Source organism: Lentzea rhizosphaerae (assembly GCF_042649515.1).
GTDB lineage: Bacteria > Actinomycetota > Actinomycetes > Mycobacteriales > Pseudonocardiaceae > Lentzea > Lentzea aerocolonigenes.
Genome location: NZ_JBHRZI010000028.1, coordinates 25,275 through 41,471 on the forward strand (window position 1 = coordinate 25,275; position 16,197 = coordinate 41,471).

General features: G+C 69.9%; 16 protein-coding genes. 8 read left to right on the forward strand and 8 right to left on the reverse strand.

What is annotated here, in order from left to right; genetic code table 11:
* Window positions 1–247 precede the first annotated feature (247 nt).
* The 4 genes from ACFOWZ_RS32025 (at window position 248) to ACFOWZ_RS32040 (ending at window position 6,684) form a co-directional block, all read left to right on the forward strand.
* A complete protein-coding gene (locus tag ACFOWZ_RS32025) occupies window positions 248–2,386 on the forward strand; it encodes a hypothetical protein (protein ID WP_382377668.1) in 2,139 nt (712 codons plus the stop codon).
* Complete coding sequence (locus ACFOWZ_RS32030; RefSeq protein WP_382377669.1) at window positions 2,383–3,348, forward strand: AAA family ATPase; 966 nt, start codon at window positions 2,383–2,385, stop codon at window positions 3,346–3,348. Before ACFOWZ_RS32025 ends, ACFOWZ_RS32030 begins: the two co-directional genes overlap by 4 nt.
* The gene (locus ACFOWZ_RS32035; RefSeq protein ID WP_382377670.1) at window positions 3,345–4,451 is read left to right on the forward strand and encodes a DUF58 domain-containing protein; all 1,107 of its coding nucleotides are present in this window, start codon (window positions 3,345–3,347) and stop codon (window positions 4,449–4,451) included. The genes ACFOWZ_RS32030 and ACFOWZ_RS32035 overlap by 4 nt, the downstream gene beginning before the upstream one ends.
* Before the next feature lie 232 nt (window positions 4,452–4,683).
* A complete protein-coding gene (locus tag ACFOWZ_RS32040; protein WP_382377671.1) occupies window positions 4,684–6,684 on the forward strand; it encodes a transglutaminaseTgpA domain-containing protein in 2,001 nt (666 codons plus the stop codon).
* 3 nt (window positions 6,685–6,687) lie between these two features.
* Here the strand turns inward: ACFOWZ_RS32040 and ACFOWZ_RS32045 are convergent, their stop codons facing one another.
* The 3 genes from ACFOWZ_RS32045 to ACFOWZ_RS32055 all read right to left on the reverse strand — a co-directional run bounded on the left by ACFOWZ_RS32045 (window position 6,688) and on the right by ACFOWZ_RS32055 (window position 9,524).
* On the reverse strand, window positions 6,688–7,173 hold the full coding sequence (locus tag ACFOWZ_RS32045; RefSeq protein ID WP_382377672.1) for a hypothetical protein: 486 nt from the start codon (window positions 7,171–7,173) through the stop codon (window positions 6,688–6,690).
* A 69-nt stretch (window positions 7,174–7,242) separates the two neighbouring features.
* Window positions 7,243–8,841: a serine/threonine-protein kinase gene (locus tag ACFOWZ_RS32050; RefSeq protein WP_382377673.1), complete on the reverse strand. Its 1,599-nt coding sequence runs from the start codon at window positions 8,839–8,841 to the stop codon at window positions 7,243–7,245.
* A gap of 71 nt (window positions 8,842–8,912) precedes the next feature.
* Window positions 8,913–9,524, reverse strand: coding sequence for a DUF4230 domain-containing protein (locus tag ACFOWZ_RS32055; protein WP_382377674.1), 612 nt, complete (start codon window positions 9,522–9,524; stop codon window positions 8,913–8,915).
* A gap of 129 nt (window positions 9,525–9,653) precedes the next feature.
* On the opposite strand from ACFOWZ_RS32055, the gene ACFOWZ_RS32060 reads away from it, so the two are divergent.
* Window positions 9,654–10,541, forward strand: coding sequence for a proteasome assembly chaperone family protein (locus ACFOWZ_RS32060; RefSeq protein WP_035913404.1), 888 nt, complete (start codon window positions 9,654–9,656; stop codon window positions 10,539–10,541).
* Window positions 10,542–10,550: 9 nt separating this feature from the next.
* Entirely contained in the window at window positions 10,551–10,910 is a 360-nt protein-coding gene (locus ACFOWZ_RS32065) for an MmcQ/YjbR family DNA-binding protein (RefSeq protein ID WP_030472786.1), read from the forward strand.
* Window positions 10,911–11,037: 127 nt separating this feature from the next.
* On the opposite strand, the gene ACFOWZ_RS32070 is transcribed toward ACFOWZ_RS32065, so the two are convergent.
* Genes ACFOWZ_RS32070 through ACFOWZ_RS32090 form a run of 5 tightly spaced genes read right to left on the reverse strand, consistent with a single transcriptional unit; the run spans window position 11,038 to window position 14,453 of the window.
* On the reverse strand, window positions 11,038–11,493 hold the full coding sequence (locus tag ACFOWZ_RS32070; RefSeq protein WP_382377677.1) for a dihydrofolate reductase: 456 nt from the start codon (window positions 11,491–11,493) through the stop codon (window positions 11,038–11,040).
* Window positions 11,490–12,287, reverse strand: a complete 798-nt coding sequence (locus tag ACFOWZ_RS32075) for a thymidylate synthase (protein WP_382377678.1) — start codon at window positions 12,285–12,287, stop codon at window positions 11,490–11,492. Before ACFOWZ_RS32075 ends, ACFOWZ_RS32070 begins: the two co-directional genes overlap by 4 nt.
* A 9-nt stretch (window positions 12,288–12,296) precedes the next feature.
* Window positions 12,297–12,902 (reverse strand): nitroreductase family protein, encoded by a 606-nt coding sequence (locus tag ACFOWZ_RS32080; protein WP_382377680.1) that lies wholly within the window; start codon window positions 12,900–12,902, stop codon window positions 12,297–12,299.
* Complete coding sequence (locus tag ACFOWZ_RS32085; protein ID WP_382377681.1) at window positions 12,902–13,993, reverse strand: acyl-CoA dehydrogenase family protein; 1,092 nt, start codon at window positions 13,991–13,993, stop codon at window positions 12,902–12,904. The genes ACFOWZ_RS32080 and ACFOWZ_RS32085 overlap by 1 nt, the downstream gene beginning before the upstream one ends.
* A gap of 22 nt (window positions 13,994–14,015) precedes the next feature.
* Entirely contained in the window at window positions 14,016–14,453 is a 438-nt protein-coding gene (locus ACFOWZ_RS32090; protein WP_382377682.1) for a MarR family winged helix-turn-helix transcriptional regulator, read from the reverse strand.
* An 83-nt stretch (window positions 14,454–14,536) separates the two neighbouring features.
* On the opposite strand from ACFOWZ_RS32090, the gene ACFOWZ_RS32095 reads away from it, so the two are divergent.
* Both ACFOWZ_RS32095 and ACFOWZ_RS32100 read left to right on the forward strand, forming a co-directional pair.
* The gene (locus tag ACFOWZ_RS32095) at window positions 14,537–14,923 is read left to right on the forward strand and encodes an SDR family NAD(P)-dependent oxidoreductase (protein ID WP_382377683.1); all 387 of its coding nucleotides are present in this window, start codon (window positions 14,537–14,539) and stop codon (window positions 14,921–14,923) included.
* A gap of 448 nt (window positions 14,924–15,371) precedes the next feature.
* The gene (locus ACFOWZ_RS32100; protein ID WP_382377746.1) at window positions 15,372–16,163 is read left to right on the forward strand and encodes an aldo/keto reductase; all 792 of its coding nucleotides are present in this window, start codon (window positions 15,372–15,374) and stop codon (window positions 16,161–16,163) included.
* Window positions 16,164–16,197 lie beyond the last annotated feature (34 nt).

The following is a 16,197-nucleotide window of genomic DNA, read 5'->3' on the forward strand; positions in this document are numbered from 1 at the left end:
CCACCATATTCAAGTAGCCACCACCTCGCAGTCGGTGGAGGCGCTACGCCGACCTGCCCTGCGGGTTGATCACTTCGGCCCAGCGCCATTCGGTTTCCGAAACTGTCAGACCTCGTCATTACATTCACCTATGTCTGCCAGTCGGCTGACCGGGCGATCCGGGAACCGTGCACCGTCCGAAGTTGTCATAGCCGGGGGTTAGCATCCCCGGCGGGCGAGGGAGGCGCGCATGGCTTGGTGGCACCGGATGAGAAGGATCGTCTCCGGTGGAGGGCGGGAATCGGCGAGTTTCGTCGCGGCACTTCTGGGTGTTCTGGTGCTCGCGGGCGCCGCGCTGGGGCAGGGCATCTCCCGCACCTCCGTCGAGGTGTCGGACGGGCTCACGTGGCTGGGCGACGACCAGCGCGGTGAGGTCGTCCAGGTCAACCCGGTGTCGGGCAAACCCCAGACGCGGCTGCAGATCAGCGGGCCCGACTCGCAGCTGGAGATCGCGCAGGAGGACGGCCGGCTGATCGTGCTGAACCGGCGTACCGGTGAGATCACCGTCATCGATCTCGCGACGCTGCTCGCGTCCGGTCGCCGGCAGGCGCCGCCCGGTGCGACGAGCAAGGTGCTGGTGGCGAACGGGATGGTGTTCGTCGTCGACCGCGCCGCCGGCACCGTGCACACCGCGGATCCGTTGACGCTGGCCGACATCGGGCAGAAGTGGGAGGCCGGGCAACCGCTCGCCGACGCCGTCGTGGACGAGCGCGGCGTGCTGTGGGTGGTCGACCACGGCGGCACGTTGCGGTCGCTCGACTGGTCCGACGACGAGGAGCGGTTCCAGGAACGGACGCAGCGCCAGGTCACCGGTGCCGGGCCGCGCACGGTTCTGGTGCCGCACGACCAGGGTGTCACGCTGATCGGTCTCGACGGTGGTGTCGTCGTGCGCGACGGCACGGGAGAGGACGTCTCGCGGTCGACGGACCGCACCGATGCCGAGGTGATCGCGGCGCAGATGTCGCCGACGGACCTCGTGCCCGCGTCGGTGCCGGACTCGTCGGTGGTCGTGCTCGTCGTCGACGGGCAGGTGCTGCGCGTCGACGTGGGTGCGATGGGGTGTCCGAAGCCGGGGCGTCCCGCGGTGTTCCGCGACAAGGTCTACGTGCCGTGCAAGGGATCCGGCAAGGTCATCGTCCTCGACCGCGGTGGCCGCCGCGGTGGTGACGACGTGCGCACGTCCGGTGGTTCCGATCCCGAGCTGGTGTTCGACGACGGCCGGTTGTTCGTGAACGTGCCGGGCTCCTCGACGGGTGTGCTGGTCGACACCGACGGCGCGACCCGGTCGTTGACGATCCGCAGCCCCGAGGTGCCGGTGAAGGACCCGGACCGCTCGCCGCCGCCCTCGGTGCCGCCGCCTCCGCCGCCGAACCCCCACGAGCCGGTGAAGCCGCCGCGCAATCCGGGCAATAACAACAACAACGGGGGCAATCCACCGGAGGTGTCGACGCCGCCGAGCTCGTCCACGCCGCCGTCCTCTCCGGGTGGGTCCGCGCCGGCCGCGCCCGCCGGTGTGACGGTGCGGGAGAAGGGGCGCAGCTCCGCCGCGGTCACCGTGACGGTGAGCTGGAGCGCGGTCTCCTCGACCGACCCGATCGTGGGCTACACCGTGACGGGTTCCGGATCGTTCAGCGGTGGTTCGGTGTCGGTCCAGTCGGCCGGTACGTCCGCTGATCTGTCGTTGCCGTGCACGGGTTCCACGTTCTGCACGAGCGGCAGGCTGGACGTGACGGTGCGCGCGTCGACGGCGACCACGGCCGGTGCCGCGGGCATGGCGTCGTTCACCGTGACAGCGCCGAACAACCCGCCCCCGCCGAACCCGCCGCCGAACAACCCACCGCCCAACAACCCGCCGCCTCCGCCTCCGCCCACCACGACGACGACCACACCGCCGCCGCCTCCTCCACCTCCGCCACCGCCGTCGTTGCCGACGGCGGGTGCCACGGTGATCACGTCGATCACCGGTGGGCGGATGGCGTCGAGGCGCACGGTGAACATGGCGCCGCCGGCGGACTGGGCGAGCCACAACGGGCGCTGCGAGGTCGTCAACAAGACGCAGGGCTACTCGGTGGGCATCCCGTGCACCGCCACCACCGCGCAGATCGACCTGGAAGAGGGCACCAACACGATCGTCGTGCGCGCTTACGGGGCGTCCGGCGGTGGTCAGGTCGAGTCCGCACCGAAGAACGCGCTCTTCATCCTGGACGAGTGCCAGGGCAAACCCGGCTGCATCCCGCGGATGGCACCCGCCGGAGCGGAGACCGCGCCGATGGGTGCGGGTGGACTGGGCCTGCTGGCGTGCGCGTTCCTGTTGCGCATCGGTGTTCGCAGAGAAGAGGAAAAGTGATCGACACCGGTGAGGTTTCGGCCTTCCGCGACCTGCACACCCGTCTCGGCGACGCGGTCGAGAGCGCGGTGCGCGGCAAACGCGACGTGATCGACCTGGTGCTCGTGGCGATGTTCGCGGGCGGCCACGTGCTGCTGGAAGACGTGCCCGGCACGGGAAAGACGACGCTGGCACGAGCCGTGGCCGGTGCGCTGGGCGGCATCTCGCGGCGTGTGCAGTTCACGCCGGACCTGCTGCCGTCCGACGTCACGGGCACCTCGGTCTACGACCCGCAGACGGGCCAGATCCGGTTCCGGCCGGGTCCTGTGTTCGCGAACATCGTCTTGGCCGACGAGATCAACCGCGCGGCGGCCAAGACGCAGTCAGCGCTGCTCGAGGTCATGGAGGAGCGGACCGTCACGATCGACGGCGTCGGCCACGCGGTGCCCGACCCGTTCCTCGTGGTGGCGACGCAGAACCCGATCGACCTCGACGGCACCTACCGGTTGCCCGAGGCGCAGCTGGACAGGTTCATGCTGCGCACCTCGATCGGCTACCCGTCGGTCGAGGACGAGCTGGACGTGCTGCGCCCCGGCAGCGGCGCGGGCCGGATCGCCGACGTGCACACGGTGACGTCACCGCGCGAGGTGAGCGCGTTCAGCGGCCGGCTGTCGTTGCTGCACGTGGCCGACCCGATCCTGCAGTACGTGTCCTCTTTGGGCGTGGGCACGCGCACCGACGAACGGCTGCGGCTCGGCACGTCGACGCGCGGGTTGCGGACGCTGGTCCGGTGCGCGCAGGTGTACGCGGCGTCGAAGGGCCGGCACTTCGTTGTGCCGCAGGACGTCCAGGACATCGCGGACCCGGTGCTGGCCCACCGCCTGGTGCTGACGCGGGAAAGCGTGCTGGCGGGCGTGACGACGTCCGAGGTGCTGGCCGACGTGCTCTCGCGCGTGCCGGTGCCCAAGCCCGCGGCGCAATGAGACTCACCCTGCGCGGCACCGGAACCGCGGTGCTGGGCCTGCTGATGCTCGGCGTCGGGCTGTGGTGGCGCTATCCGGGCATGACGGCGTTCGGCCTGGCCCTGGTGGGCCTGGTGATCGCGTCCGCGGTCTCGGTGCTGATCGCGTCACCGCTGTCGGTGTCGCGCACGGTCCGCCCGCGCACCGTGCCACGCCTGGCGCGGTGCAGCGGCCGCCTGGAGCTGTCGGCCGTCGGCCGCTGGCCGGTAGCGCTGGACGCCGTGGACCTGGTCGCGGGTGCGCCGATGACGGTGGACGTGCCGCTGCTCAAGCCCGGCGCCGTGGAGTCCGTCGACTACGCCATCCCGACCGAACGGCGCGGCGTGTTCGACGTGGGCCCGCTCACCTTGCGCCGCAAGGGTTTGGCGGGCCTGGCCCAAGCTCGAACGGTGCTGGGCGAAGTGGTGCAGGTGCGCGTTGTCCCCCGCGTCCTGCCGGTGCGCGGCCTGCCCTCCGGAGCCCGCCGAGGCCAGGTGGGCGCCGACGAACGCGTGGAGCGCGGCGGCACAGACCTGGTGGGCCTGCGCGAGTACGTGCCGGGCGACGACCTCCGCCGCCTGCACTGGGCGACCTCCGCCCGCACAGGAACCCTGATGATCCGCGAGGACGCCGACCCGGCCCGCCCGCACCTGGCAGTGCTGCTGGACGACAACACTTCCTCGTACGCCGAGGAACAGCGCTTCGAGGAGGCGGTGGAGGTGGCCGCGTCCCTGATCACCTCGGCCCTGGAACAGGGCCACCCGGTGCGCCTGCTGACGTCCTCCGGCAGCACCGACCTGGAAGAAACCCAGGACGCGGCCCCGATCCTCGCCGCCCTGGCCGACCTGGAACTGCACACCGTCGACGGCCGCCCGACCGTGCCGGTCCGCGACCTGGACGTGGTGGCCGTGGTGAGCGGCGAGCCGGTCCCCGCCCTGGTGCTGGAGGCGGGTAGGGCAGCGTTCGGCACGATGCTCGTGGTGGACGAGAAGCGCCCGGTGAGCGCCGCGGGTTCGGTGCTGGTGATCAGCGGGGCGAAGGCGGAGGACCTGGTCGACTCGTGGAACGCGGTGGTGGCGCGATGAAGCACGCGCTGCGGCGCCGCGCAGCTGATAGCTGGTCCGGCTCGGTGGACGTCGGTGCGGCGGGCGCGATGAGACGCGGGCGAGCTGGCGCGGTGCCGGCGGCTGGACAGGTTGCGGTGTCTTCGGACGTGCCAGCCGAACTGGTTCCTGCGGCCGCCCCGACCTGCGTGCCTGCCACCCCAGCGGCAACCCACTCCCGACCAGCCCACCCGCAGAACCCGGCGGTGACCCCGTGAAGTACGCCTGGGTGTCCGCGCTCCTCCTGGTGGCCTCCCTCCAGCTCTCCCAAGCCTGGGACGGCGCAACCCTCTACTTCGGACTGGCCGCCTTCACCGGCTTCCTGGCCCTGCTCCTCAAAAAACTGGTCCCCGCAGGCCTGGCCGGCCTCGCGGTCATGGTGCTGGCCATGGCAGCAGGCTTCTTCGCTGCCAAAGGCGCCTCACCCGACCGCGACCCCACGTGGGTGCTGCTCGACACCGTCCCCCGCCTCCTGACCGCCGCCCGCCCCGCCCCGGCGACGCCCGAGCTCCTGGTGCCGGGTCTGTTGCTCATCATCGGCGTCTCCACGGTGACGGTCCTGTCGGTGACCAAGCGCGGCACTGCGCTCTTCGTGCCCGCCTTGGGCTCGGCCACCCTCTACGTGGCGGCGGCCTTGCTCACCACCGGAAGAGCAGACCGCTATGGGCTGACTGCGCTCGTCCTGGTCGTGGTGCTCGCCTTGGGGTGGCTGATCATCGACCGGAGCGGGCCCGTCGTGCCGCCCGCGGTGCTCGCCACGGCGCTGGCAGGGCTGACGTTGCTGGCGTTCGTGTTGCCTGCCAACGGGTTTGAGCCTCGCAAGCTCGTCACGCCGCCGGTCACGGACATCGCCATCGCGAACCCCTTGCCGCAGCTCGCGGCGTGGGCGGCGCAGGGGGATGCCGAGTTGTTCCGGATGCGCGGGCCCGAGGTGCCCGTGCGGCTGGTGACGCTCAGCCGGTACTCGGGGGCGTCGTGGGAGGCAGCCAGCACCTACGGGCCGCTCGGGGTGGTGGACGCACCGGATCTGCCGACCGGCGGAAGGTTCCAGGACGCCAGCGTGGACCTCACCATCACCGGGCTCAACGGTGAGTGGTTGCCCGGGGTGGGCAGGCCGCAGGCGGTGTCGTTGAGCAACGCCATGGTGGATCCGGACACCGGGTCGTTGGTCGTGGCCGACGGGGTCAAGACAGGGCTGAGCTACACGGTGCGCGGGGTGGTGGAGACGCCGTCCGACGCCGATCTCGCCGAGGCGCAGGTTCCCGCCGACGCCACGCGGTACACGGCGTTGCCGCGGTTGCCGTTCACGCTGGCCGAGTATGCGCGGCAGGCCACGGCGAACGCGCGCACGCCGTACGAGAAGGCCGTGGCGTTGGAACAGGTCGTGCGGCTCAACCGGCGGCCCGATGCCGAGGCGCCGGTCGGGTCGTCCTACGCGCGGCTGGAGACGTTCCTCTTCGGCAACCCCGGCGAATCCGGTGCCGGGGCGGGGACGGCCGAGCAGTTCGCGTCGGCGTACGCGGTGCTCGCGCGGGCCGTCGGGTTGCCGGCGCGCGTGGTGGTCGGGTTCCAGCCCGTGCCGGAGCAGAACGGTGAACGGGTCGTGCGCGCGGCCGACGCCACGGCGTGGCCGGAGGTGTACTTCAGCGGGTGGGGCTGGGTCGCGTTCGATCCCGTGTCCGGCAACGGAAGCGGGCCCAGTGCCGCGTCGAAGCGCGAGGTGCTGAACCGGCTCGCGTCGACCACGGCCAAGCCCACGCCGACGTCGCTGGCGTCCGTGCCGCCGCTCGTGCAGCCGAGCGCGGTGCAGCCGGACGCCGTGGCTGCTCCCGAGGTGCGGCAAGGCTTTCCGCTCTGGGCGTTCGCACCGGTGTTGCTGCTGATCGGGTTGTACGCGGCACGGACGTCGCGACGGTTGCGGCACAGGGCGGCAGGGCCGGTGGGGGCGTGGAACGAGGTGCTGGACTCGTTGCAGCTCGCGGGGTTGAGACCGAAACCCAGCCGGACCGTGCCCGACATCGCCCGCGAGTGGGGAGAAGCCGGGACACACCTCGCGGTGATGGTGGACCAGGCCGCGTTCGCACCGCCGCCCAGCACGCCGCAACAACACGGCTGGCGGTTCGCTCGCGACATCAGGAAAGCGGTGCGGCGCAAGGCTTCCTGGTGGCGCAAGGTGGTGTGGGCGATCGACCCGCGACCGTTGTTCCGGCGCTGACGATCAGCGCACCACCTGGGCGGGAATGCAGTTCTCCCAGGTGACCTTGAGCAACGCCGCGCACAGCGACGGTGCGATGTCCGACTGGAACGGGCCGACCCACACGAACTGGGTGAACCGCGAGTCCTCCGGCACGATGGCGTCGCAGACGTCGTCGCGTCTGCTCAGCAACGCGGTTTGGCCGCGCAGAGCGGGATTCTCGTTCTCGCGGTGCTTCACCCACATGGTTTCGTAGTCCACCAACGTTTTGACGTCCTCCACGCGCATCGCGCCCTCCAGCGAGTGCAGGACGAGGACGGACGAGCCCGGGTCGCACGGCATGTCGGTGTAGTCGAGCCGCACGGGCTCATCCGTTCTCGCGGGCGAATCGTCGACGGGGGTCGGTGGCCGCAGGTTGCCACCGATGAGCACGCCGATCCCGATGCCGACGACGAGCGGGACGGCCGCCCACGCCACGAGTGTGCGGCGGTTGCGTCCACGAGCGAACAACGGTTGGCCTGCATGACGAACGCTTTGCACCGGGGGACCGTACGCCAGTCCGCCGGGCAAATACAGGCCCTAGTTCTTGGCGGCGCAGACCTTCGCGGAGCTGCCGCGGCCGCCGTTGTAGCCGATCGCCCCGATCTGGAAGCAACGCCGGACACCGCCGCCGTCCTCGATCACGTACTTGGTGCCACCACCGGTCACCCGAGTCACGGCGAACGGCTTGGCACCGGTCACGTCGATCACGACGAACTCGGCCTGACCGCCGCTCGGATCGCTCCACTCCAGCTCGATCGCCTTGCCCTTGTACTCGGCGCGCTTGAGCACCGGGATGAACTTCGGGTCCGAGTTGGGCGGCGGGCCCGCGTCGGTGGAGTCCGAGGTCGGCACGGGCAGCGTCGTCGGCACCGGCGCCTGGACCTGCTGGTCCTCCTTGCGGTTCAGCACCATTCCCACGACGAGCCCGGCCACCACCGCGAGCACGGCCAGCAGCGCGAGCACACCGCCCCGCCCCTTTTTGCGCACAGGGGCGGTCATCGGCTCGGCGGGAGGCAGGTCGACGGTCGGCAGCACTGCCACCGGCTGCGGGCGGGGAGGTGGTGGCGGCACGAAGTCGTGCTGCCGGTAGGTCAGGTCCTCGAGTCTGCCCCGCCAGGAATCGTCCGGCTCCTGTTCGGGTTCCGGTTCTGGTTCCGGTTCGGGAACGAACCCGCGCGGGCCGAAACCGGGCGCCTCCGTCGGGCCGTCGGGGATGAAGAACGTGCGCTCGCCCAGCATCGACGTCGCCTCGGGGTCCACAACGGACAGTGCGGTGCCCGAGCTCACCGCCATGAGAGCGTCGCGGAGTTCGAGGGCGGATGCGAACCGTTCCGCGCGGTCCTTGCGCAGACAGCGGTTGATGACGGCCACGAGCGGCGCGGGCACGTCGAACCGCGTCAGCGACCGCGGTTCGGCGTTGCTGACGCGGCCGATGTAGGAGAGCAGCGTGTCCTCGTCCGGGTTGTCCGAGGCGAACGGCGGTTTGCCCTCCAGCAACGTGAACAGGGTCGAGCCGAGCGACCAGATGTCGTCGGCGAACGCGGGCGCGATGCCTTCCAGCATCTGCGGCGCCGCGTGCCGGTAGCTGACCATCTGCAACGACGCCGAGTGGCCCGCGTCGGCGCCGCGGGCGATGCCGAAGTCGGCCAGGACGTAGGAAGTCGGGAGCACCAGGACGTTCTGCGGCTTCACGTCCCGGTGCAGGATGCCCTGGCCGTGCGCGAACGCCAGCGCGTCCGCCACCGCGATGCCCGCCGCCACGACGTCCGGCACGGGCAACGGACCCATGGCGCGCAAACGGTCGTGCAGCGAACCACGTTCGTAGAACTCCATGACGATGCAAGGGCGGCCGTCCGGGAGCGTGCCCGTGTCCAGCACGGTGACGATGTGCGGGTGCTGACGGCCGAGCTCGACGGTGATCTCCAGCTCGCGGCGGAAGCGGCTCAGCGTCGCCGGGTCGGTCACCTGGAGCACCTTGACCGCGACGTCACGACCCAGCCCGTCCTGGCGGGCGCGGTAGATCGTGCCCTCGCCGCCCTGCGCGATCACGCGGAAACCGCTGTAGCCCGGCAACGCGATCGCGGGTGCCGGCGCGGCACCGGTGGCGGGCGCCCAGGCCATCAGATCGTCTTCCACCAACGGATCCTATCCCGGTGAGGTCGGCTCACCGCTGGACGTTCGTCGAGGAAGCGATGACGGTTCGGGTCTCAGTCGCCGATCACCTTCACCTGGAATCCCAACGACTGCAGCATTCCGGTCAGCATCACGCGGGTGTTGTCCTCGGCCCGTCTCAGCAACTCCGACTGCTTCGCCGCCTCGGTCAGCTTCGCCTCGGCGGCCACGTAGAACCGCTGCGTGTCGGGAGGTCCCGCCAGGGCCTGCAGATCGTTGATCAGCCCGCGCTCCTGGCTGAAGACGTACGACCGGTCGTGGTGCAGGTTCGGCTTGTCCAGCTGCGGTTTCGGCAGCCGCAGCTCCACGGTCTTCCCGTCCGGTGACACGACCAGCCCGTCGTCCTTCAGGCTGCCCAGGTCGACGTAGGCGTTGACCGAACCGGCGGCGACGAACAACGTCCGCTCGCCCGCCAGCGCCGAAGGCACCCACTTGACGTCGTTCTCGATGTCCAGCACGACCTGGAACTCGCCTGCCGCGGCGTGGTACTGGCTGAGGTCCCGCACCGACTTCAGCATCGCGGGCTGGCTGCGGTCGATCGACTCGTCACCGAAGGGCCTGAACTGGCCGAAGACGTACACCGCCGCGCCGAGGAGAATGAAGACGGCCGCGACCAAAGCTCCACGCATCACCCAGCGCCTGTCCACGGCGTTGTGGTACCCGTGAGGTGATGCGCTCACACGGTCTGTATGGGCTAATCGACCCGTGCGGAATCAGTCCCGTGTCCACATGGTTGGCTTTGGACGAGACAGGAACGATTGTTCAGGAGGAGTGCGGTGGACCCGGAGAACCTGTACGAGGTGGACTCGGAGGTGCCGGACCTGACAGGCGCGGTGTTGCTGCACCACTTCGAGGGTTTCATGGACGCGGGCGCCGCCGGCCGCCTGCTCTCCGAGCACCTGCTGGAGACCCTGGAGAGCCGCGTCGTCGCGCGCTTCGACATCGACGGCCTGATCGACTACCGCTCGCGCCGCCCGCTGATGACCTACGCGACCGACCACTGGGAGGACTATGCCGCCCCGCAACTGGTCGTGCACCTGCTGTGGGACAGCGCCGGCCACCCGTTCCTGCTGCTCACCGGCCCGGAGCCGGACCGCGGCTGGGAGGCGTTCATCCTCGCCGTGCGCTCGCTCATCGACCGCTGGGGCGTGCGTCTGACCGTGGGCTTCCACGGCATCCCCATGGGCGTGCCGCACACACGGCCGTTGAACGTCATCGGCCACGCCACACGCCCCGAGCTGGTGTCCGAGTACCAGCCGTTCTTCAACCGCGTGCAGGTGCCGGGCAACGTCTCCGGCCTGCTGGAGTTCCGCCTCGGCCAAGCGGGCCACGACGCGATGGGCTTCGCCGCCCAGGTGCCGCACTACCTGGCGCAGTCCCAGTACCCGACCGCAGCGGTGACCCTGCTGGACGCCGTAGCGCGCTCGACGGGCCTCGCGTTGCCGATCGGCTCGCTGATCGACGCGGCCCAGGCCGCCGACGCCGAGATCCACCGCCAGGTCGCGGAGTCCGAGGAGGTCGCGCAGGTGGTGGAAGCGCTCGAGCGGCAGTACGACGCGTTCATCCAGACTGTCGGGAACACCGACCTCCCCAGCGCGGACGAGCTGGGTGCCGAGTTCGAACGGTTCCTGGCCGAGCAGCAGCGTCCGCCGGACCACCTGTAGGAGCGAGCGATGGCCACCTGGGACGACGTGCGCAGGATCGCCACCTCCATGCCGGACGTGACGGAGGGGGTGCGGGAGGGCGTCGTCGACTGGAGGGTCAAGGAGAAGCTCTTCGTGTGGGAACGGCCGCTGCGCAAGCTCGACCTGGCGGCACTGGGTGCGGCGGCGCCGTCGGGGCCGATCCTGGCGGCGCGGGTGCCGGACCTCGGGGCCAAGGAAGCGTTGCTCGCCTCCGACGACTCGGTCTACTTCACGACGCCGCACTTCAACGGGTATCCGGCGATCCTGGTGCGGCTGGAGCACATCGGGGTGGGGGAGCTGGAGGAGCTGATCGTGGAGGCCTGGCACGCCCGCGCCAGACGCCGCTGATGCTGGTGAGCGCCCGCTTTTTTGGCGCGAAAAGCACGTTCGGGCCATCTATCGGCCCGAACGTGCTTTTCGCGCCAAAAAAGTATGTCCGGTATGCCTGACCCGCTTGGCTTCGATGCAGGTCCGGCTAGTAGCTGACGAACCGGTAGTGCAGGCCCGAACTGGACTCCAGCCATTCGCCGACGCTGACCGGCTCACGGTCCACCACCGGCGCGTACGTGTCCCCTTCGAACGTCTCACGGACCTCGGTCACCTCGACCCGGTCCGCGAACGGCAGCGTTGCCGCGTACACCGCCGACCCGCCCATCACCCACACGTCGCCGGTCACGTCCGCCAGGGCCTTCTCCAGCGAGGAGAACGTCTCGGCGCCCTCCTGCGGCGTGCGCGAGAGCACCAGGTTGCGGCGGCCCGGCAGGGGGCGGAAGCGCGGAGGCAGCGACTCCCAGGTGCGGCGGCCCATCAGGACCGCCGAGCCCGCGGTGATCTCACGGAAGTGTTTCATGTCCTCCGGGATGCGCCACGGGATCGCGTTGTCGCGGCCGATCACGCGACCGGGGGCCTGCGCCCAGATCAGGCCGATCACACCGCCACCGGGGCCTTGATGCCGGGGTGCGGGTCGTAGCCGACGATCTCGAAGTCCTCGAACCTGTAGTCGAACAACGAGGAAGCAGGGGCCAAGCGCAGCGACGGGAACGGGCGCGCCTCGCGGCTGAGCTGCAGTTCGACCTGCTCCACGTGGTTGTCGTAGATGTGGCAGTCGCCGCCGGTCCAGATGAAGTCGCCGACGCCGAGGCCGGTCTGGGCGGCGATCATGTGGGTCAGCAGGGCGTAGGACGCGATGTTGAACGGCACGCCGAGGAACAGGTCCGCGCTGCGCTGGTAGAGCTGGCAGGAGAGCTTGCCGTCGGCGACGTAGAACTGGAAGAACGCGTGGCACGGGGGTAGCGCCATCTGCGGGATCTCGCCGACGTTCCAGGCCGAGACGATGATGCGGCGCGAGTCCGGGTTCTCCCGCAACGTCCGCAGCACCTCGGCGATCTGGTCGACGTGACCGCCGTCCGGGGTGGGCCACGAGCGCCACTGGACGCCGTAGATCGGGCCGAGCTCGCCGTCCGAAGGGGCCCACTCGTCCCAGATCGTCACGCCGTGCTCCTGGAGCCAGCGGACGTTGCTGTCACCGCGCAGGAACCACAGCAGCTCGTACGCGATCGACTTGAAGTGCACCTTCTTCGTCGTGATCAGCGGGAAGCCCGCGGCGAGCGGGTAGCGCAGCTGGTGGCCGAAGATCGACCGCGTGCCGGTGCCGGTGCGGTCCTCCTTGTGCACGCCCTCCTTCAGGACGTGGCGGAGCAGGTCTTCGTACTGCGTGTCGGGCATGCACGCACCCTAGCTCCAGCGGTTGAACGAAGTCAGATCCGCCACGTCGTGTCGGACGGCCACGGAGAACCTCTCGGCGGGGTGGCCGAGCGGCACCATCGCGGCGATCTCCCACCGGTCAGGTACGCCCAGCAGCTCCAGCACCTCGGCCTGGTGCACCCTGATCACCGTGGTCAGCGTGGTGCCGAGCCCCAACGCGCGTGCCGCCACGCAGAAGTTCTGCACCGCCGGGTAGACCGAGGCGTGCACCGGGCCGATGTCGATGCCCTCCACCAGCGACGGGAGGCGCGGCATGAGGAAGAACACGATCACCGGCACGGACGCGAGGTTGTCGGCGAGGTGCTGCGCGGAACGGCCGATGCGCCGGGTGACCGCGTCGTCACGGCGGTCAGGCGACGCCTCGGTGTAGCGGGCGAACGCACGGCGATACAGCTCACCGAGTGAGGCACGCAGGGCAGGCTCCGTGACGACCAGGTAGCGGGTCGGCTGGACGTTGCCGCCCGACGGCGCCTGCTGGGCCGCGCGCAGGCACGTCCACAGGTCGTCGTCCGCGACGGGCTCGTCGGTGAACCGGCGGATCGCCCGCGTGGTCATGATCGCTTCGAGGGCGTCCATCAGAACCTCGACATGTCCGGGGCCAGGCCCAGCTTGAGCATCGAGTACGTCTCCAACATCCGCCGCGACACCACCGTGTGCTGGGCGGCCACGTGCACGTCGCGCAGGCAGCGCTGCAGGACCGACGACTCGAACACCGAGCTGCCGCCACCCGCCGCGAACGCCTTCTGCGCGACCTCGGTGGCCTCACCCGCCGCGAACGAGCAGGCCAGCCGCAGCCGCGCCTTCACCGGATCCGGTGCGGGGGAGCCGTTCAGCGCGAAGTCCCAGGTGGTGCTCAACGCGTCGTTCAGGAACGCCGTCGCGGACGACAGCCGTGCCTCCATCACCGCGAGCTCGATCTGCACACCGGTCTGTTCGGCGAGGCGAGATGTCGCGTACTGCGGGGTCTTGGACACGGCCAGCGCCTCGATCTCGTCGATCGCGCGACGGGCCGCGCCCAGGCACACGGACGCGACGCCCGCGGCCAGGAAGCTGAAGTACGGGAACACCGTGATCGGACCCTCGATGCCGGGCGTGACGCCGATCGGCCACACGGCACGGCGCAACGGCAGGAAGGCGTTCTCAAGAGAGAAGTCGTGCGAACTCGTGGCACGCAGGCCAGCAGCGTGCCACGTGTCGTGGATCGTCACGTCCGAACGTGGATACACGGCCAGACGCGGGCCAACGGGCGTGAGAGTGCCACCGATGACCCACGAGCAATGCGTGACGGCGCTGCCCCAGCCCCAACGGCCCGTCACGAGGTAACCGCCGTCGGTCTCGACAGCCTTCCCCAACGGCGCGGCGGTGCCCGCGATCAACGCGCGCGGGTCGCCGAAGACCTCGTCGGCGGCGTCGACGGGCAGGTACCAGGCCAGCGACGACGAGATCGTGGTCGTCATCGCGGTCCAGCCCGTCGAGGCGTCGGACCGGGAGAGCTCCTGGATCTCGCGGTTCCACTCGGGCAGGCCCAGTTCGGCGCCGCCGTAGCGCTTCGGGGCGATCAGGCGGTGCACGCCGGCGTCGACGAGCGCTGTCACCACCGGTTCGGTGAGTGCGCGCTGCTGCTCGGCCGGGGACGCTTCGGCGCGGATCAGGGCGTGGAGATCCATGCGCGTGATCTTGCCGAGCGCGCTACAGCTTGGCGAGCGCCTCAACGAGTGGCTTGAGCTCCGGAGTTCCGGATGCCTCCTCCAGCGACGCGGAGAGCACCTCGTCGTGGGTCGGACGGGCGAGCGCGAGCAGTTCGCAGCCCTTCTCGGTGACCTCGGTGTAGATGCCGCGACGGTCGGTGGGGCAGAGGTAGCGGGCGAGCAGGCCGCGGTCCTCCAGGCGCGTGACCAGGCGCGTCGTCGCCGACTGGCTGAGCACCACGGCGTTGGAGAGCTGGTTCATCCGGAGGTGGAAGCCGTCCTGGCGGTTGAGCACGTCCAGAACGGTGTACTCGCTGACCGAGAGTTCGTGAGCCTTCTGCAGGGCTCTCTCGAGGCGGTCCTCGATGCGTGCGTGCAACGCCGCGAGCGTGCGCCAGCCTTGCGCGCGCGCCTGGACGGCGTCGTCGTCCAGTGACATAGGTCAACCCTTCTCGAATAGACAGCGTCTGCAACTATTGCGTACGCTTGTAATCGTCTTGAACAAGTCTACCGGGGAGAGACATGGATCTGTCGGGACGCACGGCCCTCGTGACGGGCTCCACCTCCGGCATCGGCTTCGCCACGGCGGAGGCGCTGCTGAAGGCGGGTGCGTCGGTGGTCGTCAGCGGTCGCACCGAGGAGCGCGTGGCCGAGGCGGTCGGCAAGCTGAGCGGTCACGGTGACGTGCGCGGCATCGCGGCCGACATCGCGACCGCCGAAGGCGCGGCCGAGATGGTCGAGCAGCTGCCGGACGTGGATGTGCTCGTCAACAACATGGGGATCTACGGAGCCCAGCCGGTGTTCGAGATCGAGGACGCCGAGTGGCAGCGGTTCTTCGACACCAACGTCATGTCCGGCGTGCGGCTCGCACGGCACTACACGCCCCGCATGGTCGAGCGAGGCGTGTAGTGCCGGGTGACCTTCGTGAGCAGGGAGTCGTCCGTGTCCACGCCCATACTGAGATGGTCCACTACGGCTTGACTTCTCTCCCAGCTGAAGCAGGGAGATTCGCCCCTCGCGGGTTGAGCTTTCTGCTTCACCACCCGTTGCCGACCCGCTTTCACGGCGAGGGCCGGAGTACCGACCATCGGTCTTACACAAGCTCCACAGACTTCACGTCCCGCCAGCCCGGCGGTAGGCCGGTACGTGGCTTGGTTTTCGCCCCGCACCGGCTGATCGAGCCTACACGACGGTCTTTCGCCCTCGGGGCGAACCCCCGCTCCTCGCACTGCTTCGCCGGTGGTCGTTTCCTCCTCGGCCGCGTTGCGCGTCGACGGCGGCACCGCTCCGACGCTGATCCCGTAACACGAGTTAGGAACTGGTTTTGAACACCCTGAAGCTCAACAACGGCGTCATCATGCCCCAGCTCGGTTTCGGTGTCTGGCAGGTGCCGGACGCCGAGGCCACGCCCGCCGTCGCGGAGGCGCTGAAGGCCGGGTACCGCAGCATCGACACCGCGGCCGCCTACGGCAACGAGGGCGGTGTCGGTGAGGCCATCGCACAGTCCGGTGTGGACCGTGACGACGTCTTCGTCACCACCAAGCTGTGGAACACCGACCAGGGCTACGACTCGACGTTGCGCGCGTTCGACGAGTCGTTGAAGAAGCTCAAGCTCGACGTGCTCGACCTCTACCTGATCCACTGGCCGACGCCCGCGCGCGACCTCTACGTCGACACGTGGAAGGCGTTCGTGCAGCTGCAGAAGGAGGGCCGCGTCCGCGCGATCGGCGTCTCCAACTTCCAGCCCGCGCACCTGCGCCGCCTGATCGACGAGACCGGCGTCGTGCCCGCGGTCAACCAGGTCGAGCTGCACCCGTACCTGCAGCAGAGCGACCTGCGCGTCTTCCACGCCCAGCACGGCATCGAGACCGAGGCCTGGTCACCGCTGGGTCAGGGCGGCGAGCTGCTGAACGACCCGGTGGTCACCGAGATCGCCGCACGCCACCAGCGGTCCGCGGCCCAGGTCGTGCTGCGCTGGCACGTGCAGCTCGGCACGATCGTGATCCCGAAGTCCGTGACGCCGGCGCGGATCCGGGAGAACATCGCGGTGTTCGACTTCGAGCTGTCGGACGAGGAGATCGCCGCGCTGTCCACTCTGGACCGCGGTGGCCGCATCGGCCCGAACCCGGACGAGTTCAACCAGGCCTGAGGAAGTACGAAGCCCCGGCCCGCCTCTCTCGCGG

Excerpts from the sequence above, each read along its gene's own strand:
- ACFOWZ_RS32025 (WP_382377668.1), top strand. The coding sequence starts at position 248 with ATGAGAAGGATCGTCTCCGGTGGAGGGCGGGAATCGGCGAGTTTCGTC.
- ACFOWZ_RS32035 (WP_382377670.1), top strand. The coding sequence starts at position 3,345 with ATGAGACTCACCCTGCGCGGCACCGGAACCGCGGTGCTGGGCCTGCTG.
- ACFOWZ_RS32065 (WP_030472786.1), top strand. The coding sequence starts at position 10,551 with ATGGCCACCTGGGACGACGTGCGCAGGATCGCCACCTCCATGCCGGAC.
- ACFOWZ_RS32075 (WP_382377678.1), bottom strand. The coding sequence starts at position 12,287 with ATGCCCGACACGCAGTACGAAGACCTGCTCCGCCACGTCCTGAAGGAG.
- ACFOWZ_RS32080 (WP_382377680.1), bottom strand. The coding sequence starts at position 12,902 with ATGGACGCCCTCGAAGCGATCATGACCACGCGGGCGATCCGCCGGTTC.
- ACFOWZ_RS32085 (WP_382377681.1), bottom strand. The coding sequence starts at position 13,993 with ATGGATCTCCACGCCCTGATCCGCGCCGAAGCGTCCCCGGCCGAGCAG.
- ACFOWZ_RS32090 (WP_382377682.1), bottom strand. The coding sequence starts at position 14,453 with ATGTCACTGGACGACGACGCCGTCCAGGCGCGCGCGCAAGGCTGGCGC.
- ACFOWZ_RS32095 (WP_382377683.1), top strand. The coding sequence starts at position 14,537 with ATGGATCTGTCGGGACGCACGGCCCTCGTGACGGGCTCCACCTCCGGC.
- ACFOWZ_RS32100 (WP_382377746.1), top strand. The coding sequence starts at position 15,372 with ATGCCCCAGCTCGGTTTCGGTGTCTGGCAGGTGCCGGACGCCGAGGCC.